We start from the raw sequence: 20428 nt of genomic DNA on the forward strand, positions 1-20428 counted from the left end.
TTATCACCGTCGTGCAGTGACGATCTAGGCCGTAGGCGCCGACCGCTCGAGCTCGTCGAATCGTGCGAGCGCGGCGCCGAGGTCTGTCTCGTCGAACAGTTCGCAGCGGTTGATCAGATCGCCGTCGACCGCCAAGAAGTTGACCTCCCGCCACTCGGCATCAAAGCCATCCCGCGATGTCCCATGCGCAGCGTGAGTGACGACCGCTCCGACATCACTCAGCCGATGCACGCTCTGGATGTAGATCCTGGCTTGCGGGGTGAGATCCCGGATGGCGCGAAGGGACGGGCCAAGGTCATCGGCCTCAATCCTCACCAGACGTCGATGGTCGATGTAGACCCAGTTCGGCGGCTCCGCGGGGAGTTTGCGCCGATTGAGCGCGGCGTAGCCGTTCATGACAAGAGACCAGGTGTGCGAGTGGGCGGCTGCTTCGCGTCCGAGATATCGCGCTTCGAGCTCGGCAAAGGCAGCGTCGATGTCGTCGCCGTCGAATATCGCGCTGGCAGTGAGCCGGTTATCGCCGTTGACCTCAACAACGCTTAGCATTTCGGTACTCATCTCCCCGGGTTCGAAGCCATGGACCGAGGACTGGATACGAATCAGGGCCAGGCGCTGCCCGCGCGCCGCGACGACGGTCGACGTAATGCCCTCGAACCCGACCTCGGCGACTGCTTGCATGTTTGTGACATGGTCATCGCGTCCGCGTAGTACATCGGCGTTCACGACCCGACGGTGATCATGCGTGACAATGTCGTCCGCCATCGTCTCGGCCATTTCGGCCCAGTCTCGAGCCGCGAAGCAGCTCCACAAGCGTTCGGCCGCTTGGCTTGCCGCATTTTCTAGACGCGGCGTTTGTGGCCGCAGTTGGTCGAAGTGGACGAGCGCGGCGTCGAGGTCTGCCTCGTCGAAGATTTCGCACCGGTTGATCAAGTCACCTTCGACCGTGAAGATGTCCGCCATGCGCCACTCGCCCTCGAAACCCTCTTGGGAGGTCCCGTTCGACACAAGGGTGACGACGGCTCCGAGGTCGCTCAACCGATGCACGGCCTCGACGTAGACGTTGTACGCGCCGTCGTTCAACGCCGCACGCATGTATGTCTTCAGATCACCAGACCCGATCGCGGCAAGGGGCCGATGGTCGATATCGACAAAGTCTGCAGTCGTCGCGAAGATTTCGCGTCTATTCAGCGCGGCACACGCTCGCATAATGGCCGACCAAGTTCGCGCGTAAGCCGCCGCTGTTCCAGCGAGGTATTGGGCATCGAGTTCGGCGAAGGCGGCGTCGACGTCGTCGGGGTCGAAAAGCACTGAGTTGCTTAGGAGGCCGTCGGTGCCGACTTCCGTGACCATCAAGTGCTCGGCAGTGGTTGACCGATTGGCATCGTCGGTGTCGCAATACTTGTCACGAGTCAGGGCGAGGCGAGCCCCCCTGATGGCAATCGGTTCTACCTCCAACTGCCATGCTCGGGGTGCCTCGAAAATTGCTCGCACAACCTCTGGTCCTACCGCGCGTTCGTCACGTAGCCCCTTTCGTCGATCTTCGTATCGCGCGTCGACAGCGTTTAGCGCCAGAACGCCTTGCGCGTCACGGCGATTGATCGCGTCGGCGGTGCGCATACGGGCGCGGGTCGCGGCGTTGTCAAGGAGCGGCGTCTGGGGGTGCAGTTCGTCGAAGCGGGCGAGTGCGGCGTCGAGGTCTGCCTCGTCGAAGACTTCGTAGCGGCAAAGCAGGTCACCTTCGACCATGCAGACGGCAATCATCCGCCACTCGGCGGCAAAGCCCTCTTGCGAGGTACCCGTCACCGCCTGTGTGATGACGGTTCCGAACTCGCTCAGCCGATGCACCGCCTCGACGTAGCCGGTGGCGTCCGGGGTGAGATCCCACACGGCACGCTGAGCCGCGCCCAGCTCGACCCCTTCGAGCGATACGACCGGTCGACGGTCGATGTAAACCACATCCGGCGTCGTCGCGGCACTTTCTTGCCGATTGAACCCGGCGTGGCCCCCTGCAATCACCGACCACGTGCGTGCGTGGGCGGCCGCCTCGCCGGCAAGGTATCGAGCATCGAGCTCGGCGAAGGCGGCGTCGGTATCGTTCACGTCGTAGTCGACGTGCGCCACAATCCGCCCTTCGGTGTCGATCTCGACGATGTTGAGCATCTCGACGCGGAACTCTCCCTGCCGAGGGTCGCGGTTCGAGGAACTCATCCGAGACAGGGCGAGGCGCTCCCCGCGGGTCGCAATGACGGAAGTTATGATCGCCGCGGCATCGGCCACAGCTCGAAGGTTTGCGATCACGACATCGCGCCCATGCCAGAGTCCGGCATTCACCACAGGACGGCGATCGTCGATAAAGGTCTCGTCGGCGAGGATCTCTTCCAGCGCCGCCCAGTTGCGGGCCCAGAAGTATGCAAAGAAGCGGTCATCTGCCCGGCTTGCGGCGTTCTCCAGTCGCCGCGCCGGTGGCTGCAGTTCCTCGAAATGGGCGAGCGCGGCATCGAGGTCTGCCTCGTCGAATAGCTCGCAGCGGTTAACCCAGTTGCGTCCGACCGCCAGAAGTCCGATGATGCGCCACTCGGCGTCGAAGCCCCCTGGCGAGGTCCCATATGCCGCGTGGGTGACGACTGCTCCGTGGTTACTGAGCCGATGCACAGTCTCGATGTAGATCTTGAGATCTGGCGCGACCTCCCACGCGGAACGGATGTACGCGGTCAGATCACCCCCCTGGAACGATTCGCGTACCCGGTGGTCGATGGTCACCCAATCCGACTTCGTCGCGGGTAGCTCATGTCTGTTGAGTGCGGCATATGCCGCGGCGATGACCGACCATATGGGCGCGTGAGCCGCCGCTTCGCCAGCGAGGTACCGGGCGTCGAGTTCCTCGAAGGCGGCGTCGATGTCATCGGGATCGAACAGGACCCGTGCCACAATCCGCTCGTCAGCGTCGATCTCGACGATGCTTAGAAATTCGACCTGGAATGCCCCAGGTCGATCCTGGCCCGAGACACATGTACGACAGAGGTCGAGACGATCGCCGCGGATCGCGACGACGTCCGACGAAATATTCGTGAGTCCCACGCCGATAACGCCGGCCATGTTCGCGACGGCGGCATCGCGACCGTATGTGATGCCGGAGTTGACGACCCGACGGCGATCGTCGATTGCGATGTCGTCGGCCAGGATCTCGGATAGCCCATTCCAGTCACGGGTGGCAACGCACGCCGTAAGGCGCGCGTGCTTTGCGCTCGCCGCGTTTTCCAGCCGCGATCCTGGCGGCTGAAGCTCTTCAAATCTCGCGAGTGCGGCCTCAAGATCTGCCTCGTCGAACATTTCGACGCGGTCGATACCCTCGTCTTCGACGATCACGACGTAAATCATTCGCCACTCGGCCTCAAATCCCTCAGGCGAGGTCCCGCGCAACGTATGGGTGGCGACCGCTCCAAACCTGTTGAGCCGGTGCACTACCTCGATTTGTATGTTGACGGCCGGCGTGAGGTCCCAGAAGGCGCGGATGGCAGTAGTCATATTGCTGGACGACAGTAGTGTCCCGCGCCGGTGGTCGACGGTAAGCCAGTCGATCGCCGGGAGTTCGTGCCGGTTTAATGCGGCGTGGATCTGCGCAATCACCGACCATGTTTGCGAGTACGCGGCGGCTTCGCCGGCAAGGTACCGGGCGTCGAGTTCTTCGAAGGCGGCGTCGATGTCGTCGATATCGAACACGACGTTTGCCGCGCCGCGGTTGTCCTCGTTGATCTCGACGATTGCGAGTGCCGCGGCTTGGAATGCCTCAAGCGGATGGTCTTGGCTTGCGAACCCGACGCGAAAGAGCGCGAGGCGCTCCCCGCGGATCGCAACCACCGTCGACCTCGCAGCCCTCCAGATCTCCGCGGTGGCTTGCCAGTTCGCAATCTCGGCATCTCGACCGCGTCGTATCCCGGCGTTGACGACCCGACGGCGATCGTCTGAGGACATATCCTCGGCGAGGAGTTCTGCCATCGCGTCCCAGTCGCGGTCCGCAAAACGCGCTAGAAATTGCTCGATTACGTGACTTGCCGCGTTTTCCAGACGGCGCGCCTCCGGACGCAGCTCCTCAAACCGCGCGAGCGCCCTGTCGAGATCGCTCTCTTCGTAGATCTCCAACCGCGGCTCGTCGGGATCGAGTAATAGAGTTCGCGCCCACTGCAATTCGTTCCCTTGCGCGTCGGTACCTTCGATGACGAGACTGGCGACAACGCCATGGGCATCGAGGGCATGTACTGCCGTCGCGCGATAGCGGGCGTCAGGTACGAGAGGCCACAACTCCTCAATCGCCCGTCGGAAGTCTCCGTCTGCGAATGAGACTCGTCGATGGTCGGTAAATGCAAGACGTTCGATCATCGGTCCCGGCTCGTGGCGGTTGACCTCGCCGAGGGTGTCCAAGGCGCGCTTCCAAACGCTCGCGTAGGGGGCCGCTTCGCCCGCGAGGTACCGCGCATCTAGTTCCTCGAAGGCGGAATCGATGTCGTCGATGTCGAACGTGACTATCGCGACGATTCGTTGGTCGGCGTCGGCCTCGACGACGCCGAGCCACTCGGCGCCTACTTCGCCGGGCATGTCGCGGTTGAAGGCACGGGCGTGGGCAAGGGCGAGGCGCTCTCCGCGGATCGCGAACGTGCTCAACGATATGGTCCTTGCACCGACCTCCACGGCGGATCGCAGGTCCGCGATGTGCACATCTCGACCACGACGAACTCCTGCGTTCACCACACGACGGCGATCCTCGACGACTATGTCGTCGGCCAGTAGCTCTGCCATGGCAGCCCAGTCTGGGGCCGAGAAACACACTTGGTATCGCTCGAGCATTCGGCTCGCCACGTTTTCCAGCCGTGAAGCCTGCTGTCGTAGTTCCTCGAATCGGGCGAGCGCGGCGTCGAGGTCTGCCTCGTCGAACAATTCGCAACGGTTAAGGAGATCGCCATCGAACGTAAAAATCCCGATCTCTCTCCATTCGGCCTGGAAGCCCTGTTGCGAGGTGCCGTGCGATGTCATGGTGACGACGGCTCCAAGCTCACCCTGGCGATGCACAACCGTGATGTAGGAATTGAAATCCGGTTCGTTGTCGAACAAGTCGCGGATGTAGGCGATCATCTCGCCGCTCGCGAAGGCTGCTCCGCGCCGGTGATCGATGTCGACCCAGTCCGGCGCCAGCTCGGGTAGTTCGTGCCTGTTGATCGCTGCAAAAGCCCCCGCGATGACCGACCATGTGTGCGCGTGGGAGGCGGCTTCGGCGGCGATGTACCGAGCATCCAGTTCTTCGAAGGCGGCGTCGATGTCATCTGGGTCGTATGCGACGCGTGCCAAGATCCGTTTGTCGGCGGAGGTCTCGACGATGATGAGCATCTCGATACGGAATCCCCCAGCTTGCTGGTCTTCGCTCGAGATGCACGTCCGGCACAGGACAAGGCGTTCACCTCGAGTGGCGATGACCGTCGACGTACTCGTCGTCACCCCGATGTCGGCGAAGGCCCGCATGTTGGCGATTTCGACATCCCTACCGCGTCTGATCTCGGCGTTCACGACCCGTCGGTGGTCGTCGACAGCCGTATCTTCGGTCAGCAGCTGCGCCATGGCGTCCCAATCGCGTGCGGCGAAGTACCTCCGGAAGCGCTCGTACGCTTGGCTTGCCGCGTTTTCCAGTCGCGGTGTCGGCCGGTTCAGCTCGTCGAACCTCGTGATCGCGGCGTCAAGGTCGGCCTCGTTGAATACCTCGCTGCGGTTGATTAGGTCGCCTTCGACCGTCAGAATCGTGACCCCGCGCCACTCGGCGTTGAAGCCTGCTTGCGAGGTTTCATGCGCAACGTAAGTGATGACCACCCCGAGATCGGTCAGCCGATGCACGGCCTCGATATAGATGTTGAAGTCTTGCGGGAAATCCAGCCCGGCGCGCACGTATGCGATCAGGTCGCCGGGACCGAACGCTGTCTCCCCCCGGTGATCGATCTCGACCCATTCTGGTGCAGTGGCTGGGAATTCGTGTCGACTGAGTGCGGCGTAGGCCCGCGTGATGACGGACCACGTGTGCGCATACGGTGCCGCCTCCGCGGCGAGGTAGCGGGCGTCGAGTTCGCCGATGGCGGCGTCGAAATCGTCGGGGTCGAACGACACAACCGCGACGATCCGCTCGTCGGTGTTGACCTCGGCGATGCCGATCACATCGGTGACAAATGCCTCGGGCCCTTGGTCGCGACCCGAGAAGCGAAGACGCGCAAGGCCAAGACGCTCCCCGCGGGTCGCCACGATGGTAGGCACGTTTGCAGCCCACAGGTCGGCGGCTTCCCTCATGTCTGTGATGTAGGTGTCTCGACCCTCGCGTACTCCCGCACCCACCACCCGACGGCGATCGTCATAGCCAAAGTTGTCGGCAAGTGTCTTCGACATGGCGTCCCACTCACGGTCCGTCCAGTACGCCAGGAAGCGTTCGGTCACTTGGATTGCTGTGTTTTCCAGCCGCGGTGCTGCCGGACGGCTTAGCTCGTCAAACCGAGCGAGCGCGGCGTCGAGGTCTACCTCGTCGAAGATCTCGCAGCGGTTGAAGGCACCGCCTTCGGCTGTCATCAAATTGATCTCTCGCCACTCGGCGTCGAAACCCTCTCTCGACGAGCCTTTCCCGACATGGGTGACGACCACTCCAAGGTTGCTGAGTCGATGCACAGCCTCGATGTAAAACACGATGTCATGGCCAATGTCCCAGCCGGCGCGGAGGTATTCGACCATGTCACCAGGCGCGAACGCCGCTGTCCGGCGGTGATCGACCGTAACCAATTTCGCTGTCGTGGGCGGAATTTCATGCCGATTGATTGCCATGTAGGCGCGGATGGTCATCGACCACATGTGCGCATGGCTGGCAGCTTCTCCGGCGAGATATCGGGCATCGAGCTCTTCGATGGCGGCTTCGATTTGGTCAGGGTCGAAAAGTACGCGCGCAGTCATCCGGTTATCGGCGTTGATTTCGACGATGCCGAGCATCCCGGTCTGGAATGCGTCCGGACGCTGGTCCCGTCCCGAGAGCCGGATGCGCACCAGGGCGAGGTACTGCCCGCGGATCGCGATTACGGTCGACGTCCCCTTCGTGGTCCCGAGGTCGGCGGTCGCCCGCATGTCCGCGATTTTGGCGTCCCGGCCGTGTCGGATTCCGGCGTTCACTACACGGCGACGATCGTCGGCAGAAATGTCGTCCGCCAATATCTCGCTCATCGCGGCCCAGTCGCGGGCCGCGAAGTATGCCTGGAAGCGTTCGTCCACCCGGCTGGCCGCGTTTTCCAGCCGCAGTGCCGGCTGGCTTAGTTGGTCGAACCTCGCGAGCGCGGTGTCCAGGTCTGCCTCGTCGAAGAATTCGCAGCGGTCGAATACGTCGCCCTTTACGGTTGCAAGGCTCACTCCCTGCCACTCGGCGTCGAAGCCTTGATCCGAAACACCATGTGCTGCATAGCTGCAAACCCCTCCGAGATCGCTAAGCCGGTGGACAGCCTCGATGTAGGGTCGGATGCGTTGGCCGAGATCCCACCCGGCCCGGACATATGTCCTCAGGTCAGTGGACCCGAACGCTGCTGCCCGGCGGTGGTCAACAAAAACGGCGTCTGCGCTGATCGCCGGCATTTCCTCTCGCCCAAGCGAGGTGTAGGACTCCGCGATCATCGACCAGGCGTGAGCGTGAACAGCTGCCTCCCCGGCGAGATACCGAGCGTCGAGCTCGGCGATGGCGGCGTCGAAGTCGTCGAGGTCGAATACCACGATCGCTGAGATCTGATCGTCGGAATTGATCTCGACCACACCCAATAATTCGTTGACGAAGTCATCGGACTCGGTGCCGCCCGAGGCGCGCGTGAGTATGAGGCGCTTCCCCCGGGCTGCGATGACGGCGGACGCCATGTAAACGAAGCCGGCATCGGCGGTCGCCCGCAGGTTTGCGATCTCGGCATCCCGGCCGTGCTGAATCCCTGCATTGACGGCCCGCCGGCGATCCTCGACCGTAATCTCGTCGGCCAGTATCTTCGTGAGCGCATCCCAGTCGCGGGCTGCGAAGTGCGCCATGTATCGATCGACCGCCTGGCTTGCTGCGTTTTCCAGCCGCGGTGCCGGTCGGCTGAGCTGTTCGAACTTCGCGAGCGCAGCGTCGATATCTTCCTCGTCGAAGACTTCGCAGCGGCTGATCAGGTCGCCTTCGATAGTCAGAAGATTGACCTCTAGCCACTCAGCGTCCAAGCCGTCTGGCGACGTCCCGTGCGTCGCCTGGGTGACGACCGCTCCGAGGTCGCTCAAGCGACGCACTGACTCGACATAGATCCTGGCTTGCGGCGCCACTTCCCATGTGGCACGGATGTATGGGATCAAGTCGCCGGGCACGAATGCTCTCCCTCGGCGGTGGTCAATATTCACCCAGCCTGGCGTCGTCGATGGGAGCTGGTGTCTGTTGAACGCGGCGAAATCCCGCGTGATCGCCGACCACGTACGCGCGTGCGCGGCCGCTTCGCCGGCGAGGTATCGGGCATCGAGCTCGGCGATGGCGGCGTCGAAGTCATCGAGGTCGAACGCGACCATGGACGCGATCCGCTCGTCGGTGTCGATTTCGACTATCTGTAGGAAATCGACGTGGAACCCCTCTGACTCCTGGCCGCTTCGCGAGTAGCGGGCACGAGTGAGAGCGAGGCGCGCTCCACGGGTGGCGACGGCGTCTGATGTCGCCTCCGTGACCTCGATGTCGGCGGCGGACCGGTAGTCTTCAATCGCAGCATCCGGACCGCGTCGGATACCGCTGCCTACCACCGAACGACGATCGTCGCCGTAGTAGTCGTCGGCGAGGAGCTCGGTTATCGCATCCCAGTCGCGGGCCGCGAAATACGCGTGCAGGCGCTCGTATACCCGGCTTGCGGTGTTTTCCAGTTTTGATGCGTGCCGGTTGAGCTGTTCAAACCGCGCAATCGCGGTGTCGATGTCTGCCTCGTCGAACAGCTCGCAGCGGCTGAGCAGGTCGCCTTCAACCGTGAGAAGAAAGACTTCCCGCCACTCAGCATCGAAGCCGTCATGCGAGTTTCCACGCGTCACATGGGTGACGACCGCTCCTAGGTCATCGAGCCTATGCACAGCCTCGATGTAGGTACTGCCGTCTTTTGCGAGATCCCAGGTGGCACGGACATATGCGATGAGGTCACCGGGCGCGAAACTTGTCCCGCGGCGATGGTCGATGCTCGCGAAATTTGCTGTCGCTGGGGCGATCTCATGTCGATTGAGCGCGGCGTAGGCCCCAGTGATGACCGACCACGTGAGCGCGTGAGCAGCCGCCTCGCCTCGGAGGTAGCTAGCGTCGAGCTCGGCGATGGCGGCTTCGAAGTCGTCGGGGTCGAACGCAATGTACGCCGTGATCCGCCCGTCTGCACCGAGCTCGGCGATGCGGATCAACTCGGTGTGGAACGCCTGGGGCCGCTGGTCTCGGCCCGTGTAGAGGGTGCGAAGGAGGGCGAGCCGTTCTCCGCGGATCGCGAGGACGTCTGACGTCATGTTCTTAATACCGACGTCGGCGATCGCGCGTAGCTCCGCGAGTTCGGTAGCGCGGTTGTTCCCTTCTCGCCGGAGTCCTCGACGTCGGTCTTCAACGCGTATGTCGTCGGCGAGCAGCGCACCGACGTCGTCCCAGCGCCTTTCGGCAAAGAGCGTGTTGAAGCGATAATCGGCTCGACTCGCTGCGTTCTCGAGCGGGGCTCGAGGATGTAGCTGCGTGAACCGGGCGTGTGCAGCCTCGAGTTCGGCGATCGCGGCATCCATGTCTTCGATGTCGAAGAACACTTGTAGAGCGATTCGACCTTGGGTATCGATCCCATATAGCTGGAGGAATTCGTCCTGCGCCGCCCCGGGGCTCAGATCTTCAGTCCCAACTTCCAATCGGCTGAGAGCCAAGCGCTCGCCTCGTACGGCGATAACTACCTGACGCACCCCCCCGCTCATCTCGGTAAGACGTCTCGCCTCGCGCGGCCAGTTACCCGATGGAAGATCGCTCTGGGTGAAACGGACTATCTTCCGGCGACTCTCGACTAAGACGTCGGGCGCGTACAACGCCTCGTACGCGTCCCAGGCCTGGGCGTGGAAGGCAGCCTCTATCTGGCCCAGTACTCGGACGCAATCATTGGCCGGCTCCACGGTCGGAGGTGCGGGTGGCGTCGGGATGGACGGGACCGCCTGTTCACCGAGAACACGCCGCGCCATCTCGGCAAGGGCCGCAGCGCCTTTCCGCTCGTACAGATCGACCGACCGCTCGGCCGCAGCTCGCGCCCCCACCGCGTCGCCCGCGGCGGCCAACACTGTCGCCAGCGTCAGGCATGCGTCGCCGTGATCGACCAAGGCGTCGGTGCGCTCGGCCAGGCCGACAGCAGCCTCGGCAACCCGGCGCGCCGCATCGCGATCACCAGAGCGCGAAAGCAGATGTGCCCGAAGCGTACGCCACGCGATCGACGGCTTCAGCGCGTGCCCGGCGAGACGCTCACTCTCCGTACATAATTCGTCGGCCTCAGCATCTCGGCCGAGCAATAGACATGTGCGGCCCAGGAGTGCGGCGGTCTCGGCGGTATCCGCGTCGAGGCCCATCCGACGAAAGCCGTTGTAAGCCTTACGTAGATGCGCCTCGGCGGCGGCGGGATCGTCGACGACCAGCTCGACGACGCCGGCAAACTGCTCAACCTCGAGAAGCGCATGGCGTAGACCGAGTTCGCTGACGGTCCGTCGGGCAGAGTCGATCATCCGCCGGGCGGCGGCGGCACGGCCGCGGAATGCCTCCAACACTGCCTGGCATCGCGTCGACGTCGCCTCGACCGCGGGCGAGTCGGTCGTGATTCGCAGCAGCCGCACCACATCGAGACACCGCCCGCCCGCGCGCGGGACCGGGTTGGGCCCCCACAGCGCCGCCAGTGGAGCATTCGCCAACACCGCGTTCACCCGGCGATGTTCGTGGGCTCGTCGCGCGGCGGTCAGGGCGTCGTCCAGCGCCACTTCGCAGTCGCCAATTCGGCCGAGGCGAGCGAGACAACCCGCCCGAACCGTGTGAGCCGTGGCTTCCCCTGCGGCATCGTCCAATTCGGCCAGTTTCGTGGCGGCCGCGCCCAACGCGGCTTCGACCTCGTCCAGTCGCTCGGGATGCGTCAGCATCGACAGTTGGCCGTCAAAGCACGTCGCCCACGCCGCGAGCCGGGCCGAATCGACTGTCGCTCCCTGCAATTGAGAAATCGCGCCAGCCGCCGAAGCCACGTCACCGGCGGCCAGCAGAGCCTCGCAGCGTGCGATCAGTAGCTCGGCGGTCTGGTCGTCGCGGTCGGGTAGCTCGTCATCGATCTCCTCGAGCGCGTGCAGGGCCCGATCGTAAAGGTCGGCGGCCCCTTCGTAGGCAAGCCGAGTCATCGCCTGATCCGCCGCCCGCCGGCAGTACTCGACGGCCTTGGCAGCGTTTCCCGCCCACGCACATTCGAAGTAGTGATGAGCGAGTTCGGCGAGCAGCTCGTCGTCGGCACCGGGCTCGCTTTCCAGCGTTGTGGCGATGCGCTGGTGCAGTCGCATCCGCCGCACCGACGGCAACTCGGCAAGCAGCGACTGTCGAACAATGGCGTGGTTGAACCGGTAACGGCCGCCGTGCTCTTCGATGACGATGCCGGCCTTGCACGCCTCATCCAACGCGTCGACGAGGTCGTCGCCGACGACGCGCTCGACCAACTCCAAGGCGAAGCGGCTGCCGACGACCGCGGCCGCGGCTAGGGCCTTGTCCGTCTCCGGTGCAAGCCGCGACAGGCGGCGACTCACGGCCTCGCGAACCCCCTGCGGCAAGGTGCTCTGGTCCCACCGGCCACCACTCTCGTCCACGTGACGCAATGCCTCGATGAGGAAGAAGGGGTTGCCGCCGGTGACCGACGCCAATGCCCGGGCCAGATCTTCGTCGTCGTAACCGGCCTCGGCGACGTACGCGCTCACGTCGTCCTCGTCGAGGCCGCTGAGCTGAAGGCGGTCAGCGCTACCGTCGCGGTGCAGGTCGGCGAGCATCGCCGCCAGGGGATGGGAACGGTCGAGGTCGGTGCTGCGATATGTGCCGACGATCTGCAAGCGGGCATTCTCGCCGAAACGCAGGAGATGGCGCAGTAGGAGCAACGTGGGTTTGGCTGCCCAATGAAGGTCATCGAGGATGAGGATGATCGGCGCGCCGGCGGACGCAATTCCCAGCAGGGCCACGACGGCGTCGAAAAGGGCGTAGCGCTCGGTATCAGGATCGGCGCGGGCGGGCATGGCCAGGTCGGGCAGGACGTCGGACAGCCCGGGAACCAGTGCGAGCAGTGCCTCTACCCCGCGCAGCCCTCGCAGCCCACCGCTGCCGAGGCAGGGCACCAGGGAACGCAGCGCCTCGGCGAACGGCTGGTATGGCGCACCCAGGTCTTCGTCGCACCGGCCGTAAATCACCAGGGCGCCTTGGTCATAGGCCTGGCGCGACCATTCCCCGGCCAGGCGTGTCTTGCCGACGCCGGGTTCGCCGGCGATCAGCACCGCGTTCGTGCCACCGGCGAGTGCGGCCTGCCACGCGGCAAAAAGCCGCTCCAACTCGCGTCCGCGTCCGACGAACGGGCCCGGGCCGGCGAGCACCGCGGGCAGGCTCGGGCGCTCGACGGGCGCATCGGTTGGGACCGCAGGACGTTGATTGTCGGCGGTTTCCAACCGAAGCTCGAAGACGTGCTCCGGACGAGCGAGATTGCGCAGCTCGCGCATCCCGAGGTCGTCGAGCACAACGTCATCGGCCAGCGAGTCGATGACGAGTTCGGCGGTCGCACCCGAGCACAGGATCTGGCCGCCCACGGCCAGCGACCGCAGCCGCGCCGCGCGGTTGACCGCCCGACCGAAGTAGTCGCCGTCGCGAAGCTCGGCCTCCCCGGTGTGCAACGCCACGCGGATTCGCATGGGCTCCCGCAAGGCCCACGGCTCCTGGACGATCGCCTCTTGCAGCTCGATTGCGGCCGAGGCTGCCGCTGACGGCCGCTCGAAGACCGAGAAGGTGGCATCGCCCTCGCCTCGCGTCTTGATCAGCCGGCCTCCGCGGGACGTGACGACCTGTTCGACGAGTTCGTCGTGTCTTGCCAACGCGACGGCCATGGCGTCGGCCTGTGCCTCCCAGGCCGCCGTCGACCCCTCGATGTCGGTCAGCAGGAACGTCACGGCGCGCGTCATCACCGGAGGTTGTTGTGCCGCAGGGATTTCGAGCGAAGTGTCCTGCGCGACGATTGCTGCCTCGAGCCGACGCAAGTCCGGCCCGGGATCGACCCCCAGTTCGTCCGCGAGCAGCGCTCGGGCCCGCTGATAGGCGCCCAGCGCTTCGCCTTGCCTACCGGCCCGGTACAGGGCGAGCATCAGTTGACCCCAACGCCTCTCGCGCAGCGGCGCATCGGCCACTGCGGCCTCGAGCTCGCCGATGATCTCCGCGGCGCGACCCGTCGCGAGCAGCGCGTCGGCCCGATCCTCGACGAGTGCGGCGTGGCCCTCGATCCACCGCGTCTTCTCAGAGGTTCCCCGCCTGCCATCGGGCAGTTCGGGAATTCCGCGCCAGAGGGCGAGCGCCTCCTCGAAGCGGGCCACCGCTTGGCTGATGTCGCCGGCGGCAGCGGCATCCCGCCCCAGTCGGGCCGCCGCTTTGTAGCGCGAGACGTCAACCTCGCTCTCGGCGAGGGTCCAACCCGCTCCCAGCGTCAAGATAAAGCCGTCACCCAGGGTGCGACGGAGCGAGGAGATGTGAGTCTGGAGCGCCTTGGCCGCGGTGCGAGGCGGATCCTCGCCCCAGAGCAGCTCGACGAGGGTCTCGGCCGAGACAACGGAAGCGCTGTGCAACCCGAGCATTGTGAGGATGGCACGAGGCTTAGCGCCCGGGATAGCGACGGGCGCTCCGTGTTGCCGAACCTGGAGAGGTCCCAAAACCCCCAGCTCCACCGTTGAAAGCGTACTCACATCAGCCATCGTCGGTGGGCCGATTCAATGCATGGTCAAGATCGGGTAAAGAAGCCGGGTATCGCCGGCTAGCTAACTTCTGGCAGTGCGGTCAGAGCGGCACCCAGGCGGTGCCAATGACAATGCCCCAACGCTGGAAGCCGTTACTCCAAACCGGGTCCGTTTTCGCCCACGGCGGCGTAGGAGGAGGCGGGGGCACATCCCGCGGCGCATACGCCGGCGCATAGGGCGGCGGAGGTGCGTACCACCCGGGCGGCGCCGGCGGCTGTTTGCACTCTAGGGTCGTGGGATTCCGCGACATGTTGGGGGCGCATTCTGCCGCGGCGATTCCCGGCCTCGTGAGCACCGCAGTCGCAATCAACACGAACACGACCGCGCTAACGGCGATACGACCGAACCAACTCATGGTGGGCCTCCCAGCGGAACATCCCGACGTTGGGTTGCTCCAGCCTATGCCTTGCATGCCGGAACGCCTAGGCTCTCGCGGCGGGGATATGCGCTTTGCCCGCCTCTCAGCGACAGTGCCTCCGCGCGTCCTCTTACTGGGCCTTTGAGCCGGCGGCGGGGGTGTCGCTCGGACGCGGACAAACCCCATGGTTCCCTTGAGGCGGTGGCTGGTGTGGCGGATGTTGTTCAGGCCTACTAGAAATCGGCAAGCTCACCGCGTGAATCCCCATTGGGCTTCGTTCGATTCGGTTTTGACGTGCGGGGCGGGATCCTCGTCGGACTCGCTGTGGAACGGGTGGGGGACGCTGGGTGTGCGGTCACCGATCTCGGTGATGGCATGCACCGGGCAGTCCAGCAGCGCGCGCACAACCGCGTCGTGGTCCGACTCGGCCACGGTGCCATCGCCGATGAGCGACGCGTAGCCCCAGTCGTCCAACGAGAAGTAGCCCGGCGCGTGCTTGGCGCAGATGCCGAAGCCGTCGCAGACGGTGCGGTCCAAACGGATTTTCATGCGTGCCTCACAGCCTCCGCCTCGCAGGGCCGGTCGAAGCGGAACGGGTGACTCCGGCAGTCCGGGCACGCCCCTTCGAGATGGCGCGCGACGTCGTCCGGGAACTGCTTGAGCAGCGTGGCGGCAACGTTGGTGGCGGCGTCCAACGTGGCGCAGGCGCCGCGTCCGCGCAACACCACCGACCAGCGGCGCAATCGATCGACGTCTTCGGGCGTCGCGGCGCCGTCGCGCAACGCTCCCGCCGCGGCGGCCATCGCGGCCGTGCCGTTGAAGCACGACCCGCATTGGTCGGCGTTTTCGCGGTCGAAGTAAGCCAGCACCGACGCCGCAACAGCGACCGGGCAGTCGTCGGTGATCACCGTGATCGCGCCGCAGCCCAGGCCGCTGCCGAAGCGTCGCATCGTCTCGTGGTCCAGCGTCGTCTCCAGTACGTCGCGGTTGAGGAAACCCGCAAAATAGCCACCCAGCAGCGCCCCCCGTACCTGGTCGGGCGAAACACCATGCAGTGCAAGCAGTTCGGAGAACGGCAAGCCGTGGGGGAGCTCGTAGAGAACCGGGGCCCGGCCGGCGCCCGTGATTGTGGCCAGGAAGGTGCCCGTGGACAGCGACGTGCCCTGCGATCGGAACGTCGGCGAGCCGTGGCGCTGAAGGTAGGGCAGATTGGCCAGGGTCTCGACATTGCTCACCAGCGTGGGCCGCCCGCCCACACCCGCTTCGAACGGTCGCGGTGGCTTGTCCGTCGGCTTGGCCGGGCCACCGTTGATCATCCGAACCGCCGCGGTCTCCTCGCCCGCCACGTAGCCGGGCTGCACCGTGATCAAGTCGACGGTGACGCCGCCGAACGCGGCTGGGTCGACCTCGCCCAGCGCTGCTTCGACACTGTGCGCCGACTCCGGGTCGGACACATACATATACGCACGGTCGGCGGCGACGATCGCCGCGGCCAGTCGCAATCCGTCCAGGACGATGTGCGGGCGGTTGCGCAGCAGCCATCGGTCCTTGACCGAAGCCGGTTCTCCCTCTTCGCCATTGGCGACGACGACGGTGCCACCTGCCAGGAGCCCGTTGTCGCGTACCGTGCGCAACTTCACCGCCAGCGGAAAAGCCGCACCGCCTCGGCCGACCAGCCCACTGGACTCGACCTCGGCCAGCAATTGCTCCGCGTCGGCAAGCGGGTGATAACCGCCGAGGCGCTGATACGCCGCGAAGTCCTCCCGGCCTTGGCCCGGGCGCTCACCCAACAGGCGTGGGGTGCACCCGGGCGAGGTTGCGACGGTGATGCGCGTGGATTCGGTGGTGTTCACGGCCGGCTCGTCCCCGTCACAGTTAGGCTTGCGCACATGCGGACTGCCGTGGTGCGCGTGAACGTCGATCCGGGAAGCGTGCTCACGCCCGCGCAATTAGAAGACGGCATGAACGAACTCCTCGGGCTCGGTGAAGAGACCGGCGCCGGGGTGGTCGAAAACAATCTCGCGGCTATGCCGGCCAACCGCCGTGAGGTCGAGCTGCTCATTGCGGCCGACGACGCCGACGCGGCACAGCAGGCCGCAATGGGCCTGTGCGCCAAGGCGTTCAGCACCGCTCCGGCGCTCGGCGTGGTCACCTTCGTCAGCAGGGGAACCGACGACGACGCACGCGGCGTGCTGGCTGGGTTCGGACTCACCGGCGAAATCGCCCGCGTTCCAGGCGATGACGGCTTCGACATCGTCTATGTGACGCTGCGCGAGGACGATCTTGAGCGGATCCCGGAGAGCCGGATCCACACCGCGCTCGAAGCGTCGCTCAACTGTGAGGTCCACATTCGCACCGAGTAAACGCATCAGCTGCCCAGGAATTCGAGGATCGCGGGCGCGGCCTGCACCCAGGTGTCGAACATGTTGAAGTGCGAAACCTTGCCGGCCGCGCGTTCTTCGGACGCACGCTCCCACGCGTCCTCCGGCCAGGGGGGATCGATCAGTTTGGAGCCCTTGATCAGGCAGCTGACTTCCAGCGACGTCCGTTTGGGATGATCCCAGTCGTTCTCGCCGCCGCGAATGATCAAGGTGGGCACCTGGATTCGTTCGAACATCTCGTCCTCGACGCCCGGGATGGTCTGGCCCGGCTTGGACACGAACGCGTTGAGCCAGCGCAGCATGACCTTGAGGAACTCGTCCTTGTCGAAATCGAGGAATCGTTGCTTGTTGGCCGGGTTCTCTTCGATGCGGTCTTGCCACTCGGAAACCTTGATCACGCCGTCCATTCCGGTCCCGCGCGCGGCCAGGATGCTGGGGATGATGTAGAAGGACCCCAGCACGAACGTGCCGTAGATGCCGCCGACGATGTTCCACACCACCAGCTTCTCGACCATCTCCGGGTAGAGCATCGTCGTGAGCATGGAATCCCTTGCGCCACCCGAGCCGCCGGCGATGATGCATCGCTGGACACCGAGCGCGTTCAGCAGGCCGTGCAGGGTCTCGGCGCGCATGTGCGACTCGCTTTGCCCGTAGAACTGCACGTCGGAAGCGCCGCAATTAGGTCGGTCCCATAGCAATACCCGGTAACCGCCCGCGACCAGCGCTTCGGCGAGCGGACGCAGTCCGGGGATTTCCTTGCTGAACCGCCCACCCGGCGTCAGGACGATGAGATCGCCTGAGTCACCGAGGATTTCGTAGACTACGTTTCCGCCGTTCACCTCGATAGAAGACACGCGACTCTCCTGTAGTTACGCCATCACCAGAACGTCGTTGCCGACGACACGCACCGGGTAGGTGCGGATGCTCCACTCCGGCTTGACCGCGGTCGTGCCGGTCGCCAGCTCGAAACCCCATTGGTGCCAGGGACAATAGATGTACTCCAGGTCCCGCACCATGACCGCGTCACCGGGGGCGGTCTCGTCGACGATGGTGCGACCACGCGGGCGGCCCGAGCACAGCGGTCCGCCCTGATGTGGGCAGTAGTTCGCAATCGCATAGAACGTGCCGTTGACGTTGTAGACGCCCACGCCGTGACGCCCGATCGGCACCAACTTGTGGGTACCCGGCGGGATCTCGTCTACTGTCGCGACAACATGCTCGCGGCCCTGGGCGAGGCGGGGCTCGGGCCGCTTGGTTTCTTCCGCCAACTCAGAGCACCCGGACTTGGCCCTCGAGGACCGGCACCGTCTCCGGCAGGTGATAGGTCGCGATGCCGTTCTTGTACATCACCGCGTCCCGCGCCGCCTTGGGAAGGTGCTTGACCAGCCAGCGCGGATCGTCGAACGTCCAGTGCGGGTAGTCCGAGGAGTACAGCAGGATCTTGTCGCACTCCATCCACTCCATCGCGCGGGTCAACTCGGTCTTGTCTTCCGGGTAGTCCAGGGGCTGCGTGGTGAATTTGATGTGTTCTTTGACGTAATCGGACGGCTTGCGCTTGATGTCGACGCGCGACTTGCGTGCTTCGTAGATGGCGTCCATGCGCCACATCAGCGGCAGGATCCAGGTGAACGCGTGCTCGACGAACACGATGCGCAGCGTCGGGAACCGGTCGAAGACGCCATCGAAGACCAGGCTCATCACCTGGTTCGCGGCCAACAGCGAGTAGGTCACCATGAAGTCGTGGTTGTAGCTGGGGAAACCCACCGGCGGGGTCGGCAGCATCTCGTAATTGCTGCGCGACAGGTGACAACTCACGGTGATGTCGTGCTTGGTGGCGGCCTCCCAGATCGGGTTGTACTTCGGGTGACCCCATGATGGCCGCGGCTCGGCCTTGATCAGGATCTGCGCCATGTACGGGTGCCCGGCCCACGTCTCGATCTCGCGGGCCGCGCCCTCGGGATCCTCTACCGCCGCACAGATCGAACCGCGCCAGCGCTCGTGCCAGTTGTTGTGGCTGTCCAGCCAGTGATTCGCCTGCCAGTGATTGAGAGCAGTCGAATAAGCCTGATGCGCCTCCGCAAGCCGCGGCGTGCGGCCGCCGGGCTCCAAGATCGCGATGTCGGAACCCGCTTCCATGATCAGCTGGCGGAAGGCCATGTCCGGGTCGCTGCCGGGGAACTCGCCGTCGGGCGGGAAGGTGTCGGTGCGCATCGCGAAGCTGTGCGCGTAGTCGGGGGCGTCGTAGTAGATCAGCTCGCCCACCCGGTGGTCGAGGAAAAACTTGCTGCGCCAGGGCTCGGGTATGTACTGGGTGATCTCGCCCCGTTTGGGCACCGGGTGGACGTCCGAGTCGACGCACCGGACGGCTATGCGCTCGGCGGCGGGAACACGTTCCTGTGTGTGGGTCAACGTCATTTCGAACTCCTCAGTCTCCCTCGCTTCTATTCTGCGACTAGCCCGCTGCCAGGTCGACAGAAACGTCGATCCCGTACAGGTTGGCCGCGTTGCGCCAGCACAGCTTCTCGCGCTGTTCGGCGGATAGCGCCTTGGGCAGCTTCGTGACGTCGCCGCACTGCCAGTGCGGATAGCTGGACCCGAACATCACCATTTCTTCCTTGCCGGTGAAGCCGAACCACTCACCGGCGAACTCGACGTCGCCCGGACCGTCGAGGGCGCCCTGGACGAAGTACACGTGGCCAGGGAGGTAGTCGCTGGGAATCCGCGGCGCCCACGGCGTCTGTTCCAGGTGCGGCCGGCCGAAGGTGTCCATCCGCCAGACGAAGGGTGTCAGGAAGTCCGCGGCGCCGTCGGCCCAGACGAACTTGAGGCCTGCAAAGCGCTCGAACACGCCCTCGGCGATCATGTTCATCAGGTGATACACGTAGTTGAGCGCCATGAAGCTGACGTATTGCTCATAGGTCAGCGTGTGCCCGGACGGCGTCGGGGGAAACCCGATGCCCTCGCCCGATTCGATATGCACCGCCACCGGAAGGTTCGCGTCGGCGGCCGCCTCCCACAGCGGCCAGAACTGCGGCTTGCCGTAGACCTCGCGGGACTGCAGCGGAACACCGATCTGGACCACGCGCGGGTGCCCGCGCCATTTCTCGACCTCACGCACCGCGCCGGCGATGTCGTCGGGATTGACCCGGATGGTGCCGCGGAAGCGGTCGCCGAACTCGCTGTGCTCCAGCCAGCGCGAGACCATCATCTCGTTGTGGGCGGCATGTAGCGCACTGCCCAAATGCCGGTCGGGCATGATGCCGCGGCCCATCGGGTGCAGGACGGCCACGTCGACGCCGCGCTTCGAAAACAGTTCGTGGGCAACGAATTCCGGGTCCGACCCAGGGTATTGCCGATCCGGCCCCTCCGCGTTCGGCGCGTACTCGCCGCCGGGTGCCCCGTACCAGTCCATCTCGTAATCGGGAAAACCGCGGCTCTTGAACGGCTCACGCAGGAACGAGCGCAGATCTTTGTTAGACGGAAAGAAGATGTGCACGCTGGCGTCGATCACCGGCGTGCGGGTTCCGTCAGCGTGCTCGATCACGGAAGCCGCCCCCCGGCTTCGGGTAGCCAAAGCGAGTGGAGATCAGTCATATGATAGATAACCTAACATTCTGATCGGCCGTCGATCAATGCATTTCCG

The 20428-nt window shown here is 64.8% G+C and carries 8 protein-coding genes; 1 reads left to right on the top strand and 7 read right to left on the bottom strand.

Features of this window, described 5'->3' with window-relative positions:
- Positions 1 to 24 precede the first annotated feature (24 nt).
- From ACQI5H_RS11665 to ACQI5H_RS11675, 3 genes are all read right to left on the bottom strand, one after another.
- Positions 25 to 13977, bottom strand: a complete 13953-nt coding sequence (locus ACQI5H_RS11665; protein WP_427079598.1) for a BTAD domain-containing putative transcriptional regulator — start codon at positions 13975 to 13977, stop codon at positions 25 to 27.
- 676 nt (positions 13978 to 14653) lie between these two features.
- Positions 14654 to 14953, bottom strand: coding sequence for a ferredoxin (locus ACQI5H_RS11670; RefSeq protein ID WP_427079522.1), 300 nt, complete (start codon positions 14951 to 14953; stop codon positions 14654 to 14656).
- The gene (locus ACQI5H_RS11675) at positions 14950 to 16257 is read right to left on the bottom strand and encodes an NADH-ubiquinone oxidoreductase-F iron-sulfur binding region domain-containing protein (RefSeq protein WP_427079523.1); all 1308 of its coding nucleotides are present in this window, start codon (positions 16255 to 16257) and stop codon (positions 14950 to 14952) included. Before ACQI5H_RS11675 ends, ACQI5H_RS11670 begins: the two co-directional genes overlap by 4 nt.
- Before the next feature lie 36 nt (positions 16258 to 16293).
- Between ACQI5H_RS11675 and ACQI5H_RS11680 the strand changes: the two genes are divergently transcribed.
- Positions 16294 to 16767, top strand: a complete 474-nt coding sequence (locus tag ACQI5H_RS11680; RefSeq protein WP_427079524.1) for a hypothetical protein — start codon at positions 16294 to 16296, stop codon at positions 16765 to 16767.
- A gap of 5 nt (positions 16768 to 16772) precedes the next feature.
- Here ACQI5H_RS11680 and ACQI5H_RS11685 read toward each other — a convergent pair whose 3' ends face one another.
- From ACQI5H_RS11685 to ACQI5H_RS11700, 4 genes are read right to left on the bottom strand one after another with little or no spacing between them, the layout of a single operon-like run.
- Entirely contained in the window at positions 16773 to 17639 is an 867-nt protein-coding gene (locus tag ACQI5H_RS11685; protein ID WP_427079525.1) for an alpha/beta fold hydrolase, read from the bottom strand.
- Between the two features lie 15 nt (positions 17640 to 17654).
- Positions 17655 to 18053, bottom strand: a complete 399-nt coding sequence (locus ACQI5H_RS11690; RefSeq protein ID WP_076059019.1) for a Rieske (2Fe-2S) protein — start codon at positions 18051 to 18053, stop codon at positions 17655 to 17657.
- 1 nt (position 18054) lies between these two features.
- Positions 18055 to 19200, bottom strand: a complete 1146-nt coding sequence (locus ACQI5H_RS11695; protein WP_076122522.1) for an amidohydrolase family protein — start codon at positions 19198 to 19200, stop codon at positions 18055 to 18057.
- Between the two features lie 37 nt (positions 19201 to 19237).
- Complete coding sequence (locus ACQI5H_RS11700) at positions 19238 to 20329, bottom strand: amidohydrolase family protein (protein WP_427079526.1); 1092 nt, start codon at positions 20327 to 20329, stop codon at positions 19238 to 19240.
- Between the last annotated feature and the right edge of the window lie 99 nt (positions 20330 to 20428).

Origin of the sequence: Mycobacterium heidelbergense (assembly GCF_050205645.1) — a bacterium.
GTDB classification, from domain to species: Bacteria; Actinomycetota; Actinomycetes; order Mycobacteriales; family Mycobacteriaceae; genus Mycobacterium; species Mycobacterium heidelbergense_A.